Here is a 12321-nt window from a genome sequence, read left to right as displayed (position 1 = left end):
CGTTCCTCCAATTAAATTATGCTTTTGAGTTGAACATTCCAGTAGATTGCCCGGCCTGTTTTTTCTGGCCGGCAGGCGGTCCGTAGTTGAAATCCTTCTCCTGTGGCATCACTAGGCTTTTTGAAAAATTGATGAATTGAATTGATTGGTGAACTAGTTGCTGATTCAATTCATTTCGTGACTTAATTTTAGAAATCACATTTATCAAATCATCCCTGATTTGCAAAAGCTCATCCTTTTCTTTACCGTTTGCTTTTGCAATTTCCAGCAAGGATGGCTTCTGATTGGCAGGTAGGATTTTTTCCGAAACAGAAAGCCTCTCCTGCTCTAGTTTATTTATGGCCGTCATATGGGCCTGCTCATCCTTTAGCAGCAGGTTGAGGGCAGCTGTATCTCCTTTTTTCACAATATCGGTTTTCTTTACGGCTATTTCATAAAGACTTTTATGAAGTTTTAGCATTTTATCCATGATAGATACCAGTGTTTCAGCAGACATCGGCTGCCCTCCTTCTCAGGCATAAAGAAACACTCGTCCCAAGACGAGTATTTCTTCTATTTTTTATGAAAGAAATTCAGTATACTCTTTGCTGTTTCTCTTGAATCCGGTTTATACGTACCGTTCTCCACCTGGATCTTCAATTCATCAACCTTTTGTTTGCGTTCCACAGATACCTGGGAAAGCTGCTGCATTTCCTTTGCAGTTGAAGATATCTCCACTTTATCCGCTTTCTTGTTCTGCGTGTTCGCAGCAGTGTCTAGCTTGTTCATCTGGCGTTTATAAGGGTTAATCCCCGATGTACCAAAATTATTATTGATTTTCATCGTCTAAACCTCACTTTCAGAACGATTTCTACTTGTATTATCGGCCATCCTCAGCCGGTATTTAATAATACTTTTCGCCTAATCTCTATGTGTGAAAAAAGTCGCGCGTTTTGCCAGTTCCTTCTTCCGTTGCTCCTCATATTCAACACTCTTTAAATCTGATTTTAGCTCAGTTGCACACGAAGCACAAAGCCTGCCTTCGCGAATGATGCTCCCACATTTGTCGCATGGGTAGCCGAAATTAGGAAATTGAGCTAATTGGAAACGTCCTGTTTTGATGAATTTTAAAATCAGATCTTCGGACACGCCTGTTGCCTCTACAACTTGTAAGATCGTTGCAGCCCTATTTTCTCGCTTTCTCATAAATTTAGAAACAATATCATACGCCTGTTCTTCCTCTTTCCAGCATTTCTCACAAACATCCCGGAATTTATTTTTAACAAATATGGAATCGCATTTAGGGCAATTTTGAAGGTCCAATGTCCTTCCTCCTTCAATTTTATCTCAATTAGCGTGCCAAAGTGAATGAATACACCTTCGCAGCTCCGTTTTCTTTTAGTATTTTGGCTGCGTGTCTTAACGTTGAGCCTGTAGTATATATATCGTCAATTATCATAATTATTTTACCCCCGATTTCCATTCCCTCCGCCATCTTGAATATTTGCTCAATAAGAATTCTTTCTGAGCGCGATTTTTTTGACTGTTTTTCGGTATGGACTCTGGAGAGCAGGTGGGTGGGTTCGAAACCGGCTGCTTTGATGAGTGCTTCAGCCTGGTTGAAGCCCCTTTCATATAGTCGTTCGTTACTGAGAGGAATGGGGGAAATATAGTCATATTGGAAAACTCGCAAAGCCTGCCGGAAATTTCCAGCGAAAATATCCGCCAATACATAGTCCCCGCGGAACTTGAACTTTGCGATCACGTCTTTTGTGAAATCGGTATAACGATACAGCGACCTGTTTTGATCAAGGCATCCACTCCAGTGCTCGTCTTCCTCCCATCGCTTGCAATCCAGGCACACTTTTCCCGCCCGGAATTCCCCTTCCAAAAAGGCAAATGGCCTGCCACAGATTTCGCATACTTCCCCTGTAATTGGCGCAAAATTTTCGTTGCACTCTTCACAAATTTTAGGGATTTCTTTTTTACCTAAAAGAGATTGCCATGATAATTTGTGTTCAATTTCTCCATGGCATAATAGACAATGAATCATACATCAATCAGCCCCTTCCTGACTCCTTCTTTATTCATCAGCACAATTTGGCTGCAGGCACTTAGCATTGCTTCTGTTTTTCCATAATGGAAAAACGTCACATTACCAGTAGAGTATTCCGCACTTCTCCCTGCCCGGCCAGCAATCTGGACAAGGGCGCTCTCGGTAAAAATCCTGTCTTCCGAGCCGATAACAGCCACATCGATATTCGGGATCGTTACTCCCCGCTCAAGGATTGTTGTCGTCAGCAAGATGGGAATTTCTTTGTTTCGAAATTTCATTACTTTTTCTTTTCTGTCAGGGTCTTCAGCATGGACGGATTCAATGGGGGGATCGATGTTTCGGAGAATTTTAAGGAGTTTTTCCATGGCGGCTATTTTGGGGGCAAATATCAGTGCCTGTTTCCCGGTGGCCAGCCTGGCTTCTACCCATTTTTTTATCTGTACGGACAGCCTTCCTTTGTGGAGAAGCTTCTCCCAATTACCGGACCACACAAACTCGGGTACCGGCAGTGGATGACGATGGAAGCGGGCAGGAATAGTAACGCAGTTTCTCTTTCCCGAGCGGCATTCTTTTTGCCATTGCTTTTTTGGTGTGGCAGTTAAGTAAATCAATGAAGATTCAGGCTTCCTTGATTGCTGGACGGCATATTGCAGCGTTTCATCGATTGAATAAGGAAAGGCATCCACTTCATCGACGATCATGACATCGAATGCCTTATAAAAGCGGAGCAGCTGATGTGTGGTGGAGATGCTTAGCTGGGCATATTCATGACGTTCTTCGCTCCCGCCATATAGAGCGGCAATCTTAATATCGGGGAACACTTTTCGTAAACGAGGGACAAGTTCGAGAACCACATCGGTCCTTGGTGTAGCCACGCATACCCGCTTGCCTGTAGATAAAGCATGGGCAATACCAGCGAACAGTACTTCCGTCTTTCCCGCTCCGGCCACTGCCCAGACAAGGAGCTCTGCTGAGTTTTCCACAGCTTCCACAACTCGTAGGGAGGCAACCTTCTGTCCTTCTGATAATTGACCATTCCACTGAAGCGGCTCTACGATTCTATCAAACATCGGCTCTTGTCCCGCCCAACTGACAAGCGGTGTGCACTCACTAACCCTCCCCATCATCAAGCACTTCCGGCAATAAAGTTCAACTTTTCCACAACGTGAACAGGGAAACTTCGCAAACCAGGAAGGATCAGTCGTACCACACCTTGTGCAAGTAAGCGGCTTTCTATGAATTCCCTTGCGGTAAGCTAAATAACCATGTTCAAAGTGCTGTTTAATTTCTTCTGGGGAAAAAGGCAATTCTTCTATCAGCAGTTGTTTACCTGCTAATATGTTTTGTATTTTAGGATTGTAATTAAAAAATCGCTTTGTGGATTGAGAGGGTAACTGAGGGATCATTGCCGAATTGAATGCCAGTTCATCAACAGAAATTTTTAAATCGTGGATATCTTTTCTTAGGTTTTTCAAAGTTAATCACAGCCTTTTGTGGATTTGTTTGTGGATAACAACATTTTTCTGTGTATAATGTGGGTTACTTTGTTGGTAAGTTTGTATTTCACAAAATGAAAGCGTTTATCGATGTGGATAAGGAGGAAGATAAAACAAAAACTTGTTGATAAGTGGACTGTTTTGTTGATAACTACTGTTTTTATGTGGATAAAAGAAAAAAGCACCAACTCCTTATACGGATTTGGCGCTTAAGCATTGTAGTAAAAACTTCTCCGTGATTATTTCTTATACCAGCCCATTCCCATCGAACCCTCTCCAAGATGGGTTCCGATGACCGGACCAAAGTAGCTTAACATGAATTCCACATTTGGTAACCGAGCCTCAAGCTCGCTTTTCCATTCAAGCGCTTCTGTTTCACGATTGGCATGGATGACGACCGCCCGGTACTCATCACCGCTGTTGGCATCTTCCGCAAGCAATTCCACTACACGGTTCATCGCCTTTTTCCGCGTACGGATCTTTTCATATGGTACGATCATTTTATTCTCAAAATGAAGCAGCGGCTTGACCTGCAGCAAACTTCCAATTAAAGCCTGGGCACTGGATAACCTCCCGCCACGCTGAAGATGGCTCAAATCGTCCACCATGAAGTAAGCACGGATAGACTTCTTCATTTCATTCAAACGCTTGATGATTTTTTCAGGTTCAACACCCTGCTCTGCTAACTCTGCCGCTTCCAGAGCATAAAACCCCTGTACCATCGCACTGATTTCAGAATCAAAAGTATGAACTTCGATACCCTCAACCATCTCTCCTGCACTCACGGCACCCTGGTATGTTCCGCTGATCCCGCTGGACAAATGGATGCTGATAACCGAATCGTAATCTTTCGCCAATTTTTCAAAGAGCTCTACAAACTCTCCAATCGGCGGCATCGATGTTGTCGGAAGTTCGCGCTGCTTTACCACCTCGTAAAAATCTTCCGCCTGGATGTCTATTTCTTCTCTATATGTCTCATGATCAAAAATCACGCTTAACGGAATCATGTGGATATTCCACTTCTCCCGCAACTCCTTCGGGATGTACGCAGTACTATCCGTAACAACTGCCGTTTTCATTAATATTTTACCATCCTTATGTTTTTCTTCTACAGTATGTACAATCCCATTTTATATGAACTCTATGCAAATTGCATTCTTTCAGGAAAACTATTTTGATAAAGAGATTTAGAAAAGAGAAAAAGGATGATCTTAGTTCCTTCTCCACTTTCCATGGGAACTTTTTCGTTAAAACAAAAAAAACACTGGCAATCGATTGCACAGTGTTGTAAAAATTAAGAAACATATTGGGTTTTTAAAGCTTCTAGTCCACGGTTATCAAGTTCTTCTATTAGCATTTCAATAAAGGATTCATCTAAATTCAACAGAGTAGCCTGTTGGTATGCTTCAATTAATTTTTCATCTGATAGTTCCCATAGTAAAGAAATGATGACCACCCCTTCTGATTACTTTCTCTAATTATATCGGATTTTATTAAGTTTTTGTAAATGTTTAGGGGATTTTCTGTCGTATTATTCCAACACTTTCATACAGCAATCGACAAAAAACCACATCTGTCGTTTCGACAAATGTGGTTGCTTAAGAATTATCTAACCTCTACCCAGCCATTCTTGATTGCAACAACAACAGCTTGAGTACGGTCATTTACATTCATTTTTTGCAATATATTACTTACGTGGTTCTTTACAGTCTTTTCACTGATGAACAACGCTTCCCCAATACCTCTATTGCTCTTTCCATCTGCCAACAATTGAAGGACTTCACATTCTCGACGTGTAAGTAGGTGGAGTGGTCGACGAATTTCAACCTGTGATATGTATTTGTCGGTTCCGCCATCATCAGCTGATAGACGACGATATTCTTTGACCAGATTATGAGTTACCCTTGGATGTAAGTAAGAGCCACCGTCAGCAACGACTTTTACAGCTTCTACTAGAGCATCTGCGTCCATTTCTTTTAAAAGGTAACCAGTTGCTCCGGTTTTAAGAGCGTGTGTTACATAATTCTCATCATCATGAATCGATAATATGATGACTTTTGAATCTGGATACTTCTCAATCAATTCAGCTGTCGCCTCAACGCCATTTCTGTTAGGCATATTGATATCCATAATGATAACATCAGGCTGGTACTGTTCTACTAGCGTAATCGCTTCGCTGCCGTCATCACCTTCAGCCACGACTTGGAATGTTGATTCAAAATCAAGAATCCGTTTTACCCCTTCTCTGAAAAGTTGATGGTCGTCAATAATGACAATCTTTGTTGTCATAGCCTTCGCCTCCCTTATTGCTTCTGTCTCTATTTTTCTCTTTCAGTTTTGCTGTCTCTTTATTTATAAGTTCATTGGAACCTGGATAATGACCAATGTCCCAGTGCCAATTTTTGAATGGATGGATAGCTCGCCTTCCAACAGCTCGACTCTTTCCTTAATTCCAAGAAGACCAAATGACTCAGGTTTCTTCTCATTTATGTCAAAGCCTTTGCCATCATCCTTTATGACCACCATTACATGATCTCTCTTTATTTCCAGCTTCACCTGAATCAGAGTTGCTTGCGCATGCTTGAGGGCATTTTGGACCGATTCCTGGACCATTCGGAATAAAGCTACTTCATACTTAGATGTCAGCCTTCTATCCTCACCGATATTGGTAAATTGGATTCTGGTTGTCTTATGATACTCTTCGATTGTCTGTAAATACTTTTTGAGGGTAGGTATCAAGCCAAGGTCGTCCAACGCCATAGGCCGTAAATCGTAGATGATTCTCCGGACCTCATATAAAGCAGATCTGACCATCGTCTTCATGCTCTTGATCTCACGGATTGCCTCTTCTGCTCCACGTTCCTTATAAACTCTCTCTATCAAATCGGATCGCATCATGACATTTGCCATCATCTGGGCTGGTCCATCATGGATTTCTCGAGAAAGTTTTTTTCGCTCATCTTCCTGTGCTTCGATAATCTTGAGTCCAAAGTCCTGCTTTTCCTTAGCGGTTTCAAGCGCCTCTCCCATTTGCCTGATATCGCTCATCATGTAGTTCATGACCACACTAATTTGTGAAACTAGATGTTCAGCGCGCTCAATTGTCTCATTCAGGCCAACAAGCCTGCGCTCTAAGTCATCCCGTTTTTCACGCAGTTGCTTTTCCGTTTGCCGATTCATTGTCAGGTCCATCTGCAGCTTATGGGCAACTTCGTAAGCTTCACGAACTTCCGCTTCGGAATAATCCTTGAAATGCTTGCTCACCTCTGAGAGCCTTAATCTGGCCCTTCTTACCTGGGCGTCCAGCTTTTCGCCCTCATTAATGATTTGGGCGACCTTCCTCTTAATGTCTTTCAATTCGTCCGTAATAGATTCATAGTCAGTTCGGCACTGTTCTGCTATTCGAAAAATTTCGTCTTTGCTGTCTCCAACTGTTTCGATCATCTTTTCTAAAATCAGATCAAGGGCTTTTGTGTCGAATTTTTTAATCGCCATGTAAATTCCCCCACGGGCGGCACTAAAGATATTTTAACTTGAAAACTAATTTGTTACTAATTTTCAACAAGAAAATCATGCCATTTATCATTAAAATCGATACAAAGGCACAGAATTGATTTTTTATTCTAAGTCTTATATCCTATTATTTTAGGAGCTAAACTCCAATTTTAAAATAAAAACATTTTTCCAAAAGTATATTCTACCTTGTCAGACCACTAACTATTATAACATTCGAACACATTTACTGTATTAAAGTTATATTACAATCATAAGACACCGTTGTTCCACGATTGCCGTCAACTTATAATGAATTGTAGCATTAAGTACGAATGTCGAACATAAAAACTATGTCGAAGATAGTGTTGGGAAATTTCTTGAGAGAGGTGAGCTAGATTTGCTTCCAAATTACTATACGGTAAAAGGATATGGAGAACACGAAATCGAGATTCAGAAATCCCGATTCATAGCACATATAGATAGAGCAGAAACAGAGGAAGAAGCCCAGCAATTCATCCATAAAATCAAAAAGAAAAACTGGAATGCGAACCATAATTGTTCGGCTTTCATGATTGGTGAGAATGACCTAATCCAGAAGGCTAATGATGATGGGGAACCAAGCGGGACCGCGGGTGTACCGATTTTAGAAGTTTTAAAGAAGAAACACCTTAAGGATACTGTCGTAGTGATAACCCGCTACTTCGGGGGAATCAAACTCGGTGCAGGAGGCTTAATACGCGCTTATGGAAAGGCCACTTCCGAGGGGCTTAAAGAGACTGGCATTGTGGAACGCAAGCTCATGAGAATCATGCACACGACTATCGAATACACTTTACTTGGAAAAGTAGAAAACGAACTCAGGTCCTCTACTTATCAATTGAAGGAAATTCACTACCTTGATAAAGTTGAAATTGAGACTTACGTAGAAGAGGCTCAAGCAGAAGCTTTTAAAGTATGGATGGTTGAGATGACAAGTGGACAGGGAGAAATCCGGACTGGTGAAGTTGTATATTTGGAGTACGACACTTGACAAAAAATTCAATTTACGTACAACCAAAAAAGTTGTAAAATGGAGTTTAGGCAAATTTCATTTATAATATTTAATTTTCATTTTTCAGAAGAAAAGGAGATTCATATATGACTGCACTAAGGAGCAGTAACAATTTAAATAAAAAACGATTAAGAAAAAAAAGAGTTTTTCGATGGATTATAATGCCACTTTTACTTATATCCCTAAGTTTCGTCGCTTACGGCACATTCCTATATAATAAAGCAGAATCTGTAATGGGTGATTCATATAATCCAATTGATCGGGCTGGTAAAAGAGCAGTAAATCCATTCGATGAAAACTTTTCAGTCTTATTTATCGGGGTGGATGACAGTAATAAGCGGCAGTTTGAAGGCAGTTCTCGTACAGATGCTTTAATGTTGGCAACCTTTAACCAAGATAATAAATCAGTAAAATTACTTAGTATTCCTCGTGATTCTTATGTTCATATCCCTGAAGAGAATATTTACACAAAGATTAATCATGCACATGCCTATGGCGGTGTTGAATTAACACTGGAAACCGTAGAAGAATTATTAGATGTTCCTGTTGATTATTATGTGAAAATGAACTTCGATGCATTTATTGACGTAATTGATGCTTTAAACGGAATTGAAGTAGAGGTGCCTTATACTTTTACAGAACAGGACTCACATGATAAGGCCGGAGCAATCACGCTTACTGAAGGACTGCAAACCCTTGATGGCGAGGAAGCTCTTGCCTTGGCTCGGACACGAAAACTCGATAATGATATCGAACGTGGAAAACGACAACAAGAAATTATTAAAGCAATTATGAAAAAGGCTGTATCTGTAAAATCGGTTACCAGTTATTCTGATGTAATGGAAGCAGTTGGTGACAATATGACAACAGACCTAAGGTTTGATGATATGAAGTCATTCATAGAATATGCAACTGCAGGCAGTAACCTCAATACAGAAACAATGACCCTAACTGGAACTGACGCCAGAATAGATGGCGTTTATTATTACCAGCTTGATGATATAGCATTAACTGAAACTAAGGCAAAGCTTAAAACACACCTGAACCTCGGCACAGATTTAAATAACCAGTCTAGCGAATCAGGTTATACCGTTTCCCCTTCTAATTAGAAGGGGATTTTTTTTATCTTTACCCTTCTTCACTTACACTAAAACATGAAAAAGATCCTTGCAGTTGAGCAAGGATCTTTTTCATTATCTATTCTTTTCAAATTTAATTCCTCTAACTATATTAAGGAGTGGTTTGTAATTTTTATCAACTAAACCAACACTCTCTACGATCAACTCGATTGCCAAGAAAATGATTAAAAGAATTAACAATGAACCCCACATCGTTGTAAAGGAAAAGATAAACCCTGTTAAACCAAACATTGCACTGATTGCATATATCAATATAACCGTTTGACGATGAGTAAAACCATGATCCAGCAGACGATGATGCAAATGGGATTTATCCGGTGCTGCTAAAGGAGTTTTATTCACTAACCGGCGAATTATAGCGAAAATAGTGTCTGTCATTGGAACACCAAGAATAATGACCGGAACGATGAAGGAAATAAAAGTTACATTTTTAAATCCCAGTAATGAAAGTACTGCAATCATATAACCAAGAAATAACGCCCCTGTATCACCCATGAAAATTTTGGCAGGATGGAAGTTATAAAACAGGAACCCCAATGTACTGACTAGGAGAATAAATCCAATAGTCATAACATAGATGTCTCCCATAACAATCGCCATTGCTGAAATAGATATTAAAGCAATTGAAGAAACACCGGCAGCCAATCCATCTAGACCATCAATCAAATTTATTGCATTTGTTACCCCAACAATCCATAGAATGGTAATGGGAACACTTAGGACACCAAATTCAAGCTTTCCTTCAAAAGGGAGGTTAATAAAATCAACGTCGATCCCACCCCAAAGTACTACAACCAGAGCAGCAGCAACTTGATTAATTAGCTTTACTTTGGCGGATAAGTTAAAGATATCATCCAGGATACCCGTAAGGATGATAATCACACTTCCAGTTATAATCGCAAAGTGGTACGGACTATCCGGATTCATTATAAAGACACCAATTAAAAAAGTTAGATAAATGGCAAGGCCGCCCATTCTAGGCATTACCTTTACATGCACTTTCCTCTTATTTGGAGCATCTGTAGCCCCTAACCGGAACGCCAACTTTTTTACAATCGGTGTTATAAGAATAGAGCATATAAAACATAATATTAAGGTCAAATAAAACATAATGACCCTCCTCATGTATAGAATGCCCTAATAAAAATTTATTGCAGGCATTATTTTTACGTAATGTTTTCCAAACGTTCCTAGTTTAGCACAAAAAAATATCGTTGTGTTCTTTTTTTATGCACATTTATATGACGAGACTATAATTAAAAAGTTTCATTAGCAAATGAGTATAAAATCAACTATTTCTTGAACCGGGATTTAATAACGTATAGAACAAATAAGGGGAGAAACAACATCCTTTTCCACCTAGATGGTTGCTTAATTAGTCTATAAAGCCATTCAAGATTGCTTTTTCTCCAAAAGAGAGGTGCCCGTTTAACTGTTCCAGCGAGAACATCAATCGTCCCTCCAACCCCAATAAAAATTCCTTTTTCAAATAACCTTAGGTGGCTTGAGATCCATTGTTCTTGTTTAGGAAAGCCCATCGCAACTAGAACGATATCCGGTTTAGAAGATTTAACTTTTTCAATTATTTCTTCTTCACTATCATCAAAAAAACCATGATGCCTTCCAGCTAATGTTATCCCAGGGTATTTATGCAGTATATTATTTGCAGCTTTCTCGTTCGTTTCTTCTGTTCCGCCAAGAAGAAATATAGACCACCCATTCTCAGCAGCTAATTCCAATAATTTTATTGTCAGATCAAAACCTGTTACCCTCTCCTGCAAGGGGGATTTCAGGATTTTTGAACCAAGCAAAATTCCATATCCATCAGGGACAATAAAATCAGCAACCATAAGGCTCATCTTATATAAATCATTTCGCTTTGCGTACATAACAATCTCTGGATTGGCAGTAACAATAAAAGTCTTGGTAGTTGTCTTTATTCTTTGTACAGTCTCATTGACCATTTCATTAAATTTAACATTCATGAATGGAATATCTAGAATGTCTACTATATTTTTTCTCATAAAAATTGCACTATTCCTCTACTAAAAGAATCATTATCTAATTAACATTATCACGAAATGTAAGTAGATGAAATAGTTCTTTTTTATTCTATTGCTGGAAAATGCACTAATTTGAACCTATGAGCACATAAAACGGCAAAAATAAACACTTCGATTCACAAGATTTTACTGGTATTTTTACCCTGCAAATCAAACACCAAAACCATGGTAATGTAAAAAAATCTAAGCATTTAATAATAAATGCTTAGATTTTCTCATCAATTTGTACTTACAGACAAACCACTCTGTTTTTTTATAACTTCTTCCCTAAATTTCTTTTGTTCTGCAGGAGTCATCGATTTATACTTTTGTAAAAACTTTTCATATTCCGGGATAACCTCGGAAACAGGACCATAGGCCTTTATTTCTCCATATTCAAGCCATAGAGCCTTCTCGCAGAATTCTTTGATTTGACCCATCGCATGACTGACAAAAAATATTGTTTTGCCCTTCTCTTTAAATTCAAACATTTTATTTTTCGACTTCTGTGCAAAAGCCTGGTCTCCGACAGACAGGGCCTCGTCTATTACTAAAATATCCGGATCAACCGTTACAGAAATTGCAAAACCTAGTCTTGATTTCATACCACTAGAATACTTCTTAACAGGCTGGTCAATAAATTTTCCAATGTCAGCAAAATCAATGATTTCTGGTTCCATTTCTTTAATTTGTTTTTTATTGAAACCTAGCATTAAGCATTTCAATTCGATATTTTCTCGGCCTGTCAGCTGATTATTCAGACCGGATGCAATGGCAATTAATGAAGTTTGCCCTCTGGTTTCCACTGTCCCTGAAGTAGGAGGAATAACACCAGAAATAATGTTCGAAAGTGTTGACTTACCAGAACCATTAACACCAACCAGTCCAATAACGTCACCTTTCGTTGCAGTAAAAGAGATATCCTGTAGGGCATAAAAATCTTCCCCATATCCGCCAGGCAATATAACGTCGAGCAATTTTTCAGAACTCTTTTTATGCATTTTATATTTTTTATATACATTTTTAACAATCACTGTATCACTCAAAAGAGGTAACCTCCTTT

13 protein-coding genes and 1 pseudogene are annotated in these 12321 nt (G+C 39.4%); 2 read left to right on the top strand and 12 right to left on the bottom strand.

Going from position 1 to position 12321, the window contains the following annotated elements; all coding sequences use genetic code 11:
• Positions 1 to 16: 16 nt before the first annotated feature.
• From B5X77_RS07415 to B5X77_RS07375, 9 genes are all read right to left on the bottom strand, one after another.
• Positions 17 to 496 carry a flagellar protein FlgN gene (locus B5X77_RS07415; protein ID WP_079506667.1) on the bottom strand — a complete coding sequence of 160 codons (480 nt, stop codon included), beginning with the start codon at positions 494 to 496 and terminating at the stop codon, positions 17 to 19.
• A 56-nt stretch (positions 497 to 552) separates the two neighbouring features.
• On the bottom strand, positions 553 to 822 hold the full coding sequence (gene flgM, locus B5X77_RS07410) for a flagellar biosynthesis anti-sigma factor FlgM (protein ID WP_079506665.1): 270 nt from the start codon (positions 820 to 822) through the stop codon (positions 553 to 555).
• Positions 823 to 900: 78 nt separating this feature from the next.
• Positions 901 to 1302: a TIGR03826 family flagellar region protein gene (locus B5X77_RS07405; protein WP_079506663.1), complete on the bottom strand. Its 402-nt coding sequence runs from the start codon at positions 1300 to 1302 to the stop codon at positions 901 to 903.
• Positions 1303 to 1330: 28 nt separating this feature from the next.
• Complete coding sequence (locus B5X77_RS07400) at positions 1331 to 2032, bottom strand: ComF family protein (RefSeq protein WP_257391750.1); 702 nt, start codon at positions 2030 to 2032, stop codon at positions 1331 to 1333.
• On the bottom strand, positions 2029 to 3441 hold the full coding sequence (locus B5X77_RS07395; protein ID WP_079507624.1) for an ATP-dependent helicase ComFA: 1413 nt from the start codon (positions 3439 to 3441) through the stop codon (positions 2029 to 2031). The genes B5X77_RS07400 and B5X77_RS07395 overlap by 4 nt, the downstream gene beginning before the upstream one ends.
• Positions 3442 to 3770: 329 nt before the next feature.
• Positions 3771 to 4610 (bottom strand): DegV family protein, encoded by an 840-nt coding sequence (locus tag B5X77_RS07390; RefSeq protein ID WP_079506661.1) that lies wholly within the window; start codon positions 4608 to 4610, stop codon positions 3771 to 3773.
• 215 nt (positions 4611 to 4825) lie between these two features.
• Positions 4826 to 4987, bottom strand: coding sequence for a sporulation histidine kinase inhibitor Sda (sda, locus tag B5X77_RS07385; protein WP_079506659.1), 162 nt, complete (start codon positions 4985 to 4987; stop codon positions 4826 to 4828).
• A 149-nt stretch (positions 4988 to 5136) separates the two neighbouring features.
• Positions 5137 to 5820 carry a response regulator gene (locus tag B5X77_RS07380; protein WP_079506657.1) on the bottom strand — a complete coding sequence of 228 codons (684 nt, stop codon included), beginning with the start codon at positions 5818 to 5820 and terminating at the stop codon, positions 5137 to 5139.
• A 63-nt stretch (positions 5821 to 5883) separates the two neighbouring features.
• Positions 5884 to 7026 carry a sensor histidine kinase gene (locus B5X77_RS07375; RefSeq protein ID WP_079506655.1) on the bottom strand — a complete coding sequence of 381 codons (1143 nt, stop codon included), beginning with the start codon at positions 7024 to 7026 and terminating at the stop codon, positions 5884 to 5886.
• A 397-nt stretch (positions 7027 to 7423) separates the two neighbouring features.
• On the opposite strand from B5X77_RS07375, the gene B5X77_RS07370 reads away from it, so the two are divergent.
• Positions 7424 to 8056 carry a YigZ family protein gene (locus B5X77_RS07370; protein WP_079506653.1) on the top strand — a complete coding sequence of 211 codons (633 nt, stop codon included), beginning with the start codon at positions 7424 to 7426 and terminating at the stop codon, positions 8054 to 8056.
• Between the two features lie 107 nt (positions 8057 to 8163).
• Positions 8164 to 9186 (top strand): LCP family protein, encoded by a 1023-nt coding sequence (locus tag B5X77_RS07365; protein ID WP_079506652.1) that lies wholly within the window; start codon positions 8164 to 8166, stop codon positions 9184 to 9186.
• 84 nt (positions 9187 to 9270) lie between these two features.
• Here the strand turns inward: B5X77_RS07365 and B5X77_RS07360 are convergent, their stop codons facing one another.
• The 3 genes and pseudogenes from B5X77_RS07360 to tagH form a co-directional block, all read right to left on the bottom strand.
• The gene (locus B5X77_RS07360; protein WP_079506650.1) at positions 9271 to 10326 is read right to left on the bottom strand and encodes a glycosyltransferase family 4 protein; all 1056 of its coding nucleotides are present in this window, start codon (positions 10324 to 10326) and stop codon (positions 9271 to 9273) included.
• A gap of 182 nt (positions 10327 to 10508) precedes the next feature.
• Positions 10509 to 11240 carry a WecB/TagA/CpsF family glycosyltransferase gene (locus B5X77_RS07355; RefSeq protein ID WP_079506648.1) on the bottom strand — a complete coding sequence of 244 codons (732 nt, stop codon included), beginning with the start codon at positions 11238 to 11240 and terminating at the stop codon, positions 10509 to 10511.
• Positions 11241 to 11518: 278 nt separating this feature from the next.
• Positions 11519 to 12304: pseudogene (gene tagH / locus B5X77_RS07350) on the bottom strand (teichoic acids export ABC transporter ATP-binding subunit TagH); the annotation flags it as partial.
• Between the last annotated feature and the right edge of the window lie 17 nt (positions 12305 to 12321).

The organism is Mesobacillus jeotgali (genome assembly GCF_900166585.1).
GTDB lineage: Bacteria > Bacillota > Bacilli > Bacillales > Cytobacillaceae > Mesobacillus > Mesobacillus jeotgali_A.
The sequence above is the reverse complement of the archived record's forward strand: the minus strand, read 5'-3'. Positions and strand labels throughout refer to the sequence as shown.

Excerpts from the sequence above, each read along its gene's own strand:
- B5X77_RS07400 (WP_257391750.1), bottom strand. The coding sequence starts at position 2,032 with ATGATTCATTGTCTATTATGCCATGGAGAAATTGAACACAAATTATCA.
- B5X77_RS07380 (WP_079506657.1), bottom strand. The coding sequence starts at position 5,820 with ATGACAACAAAGATTGTCATTATTGACGACCATCAACTTTTCAGAGAA.
- B5X77_RS07360 (WP_079506650.1), bottom strand. The coding sequence starts at position 10,326 with ATGTTTTATTTGACCTTAATATTATGTTTTATATGCTCTATTCTTATA.
- B5X77_RS07365 (WP_079506652.1), top strand. The coding sequence starts at position 8,164 with ATGACTGCACTAAGGAGCAGTAACAATTTAAATAAAAAACGATTAAGA.
- flgM (WP_079506665.1), bottom strand. The coding sequence starts at position 822 with ATGAAAATCAATAATAATTTTGGTACATCGGGGATTAACCCTTATAAA.
- B5X77_RS07415 (WP_079506667.1), bottom strand. The coding sequence starts at position 496 with ATGTCTGCTGAAACACTGGTATCTATCATGGATAAAATGCTAAAACTT.
- B5X77_RS07395 (WP_079507624.1), bottom strand. The coding sequence starts at position 3,441 with ATGATCCCTCAGTTACCCTCTCAATCCACAAAGCGATTTTTTAATTAC.
- B5X77_RS07390 (WP_079506661.1), bottom strand. The coding sequence starts at position 4,610 with ATGAAAACGGCAGTTGTTACGGATAGTACTGCGTACATCCCGAAGGAG.
- B5X77_RS07355 (WP_079506648.1), bottom strand. The coding sequence starts at position 11,240 with ATGAGAAAAAATATAGTAGACATTCTAGATATTCCATTCATGAATGTT.
- B5X77_RS07375 (WP_079506655.1), bottom strand. The coding sequence starts at position 7,026 with ATGGCGATTAAAAAATTCGACACAAAAGCCCTTGATCTGATTTTAGAA.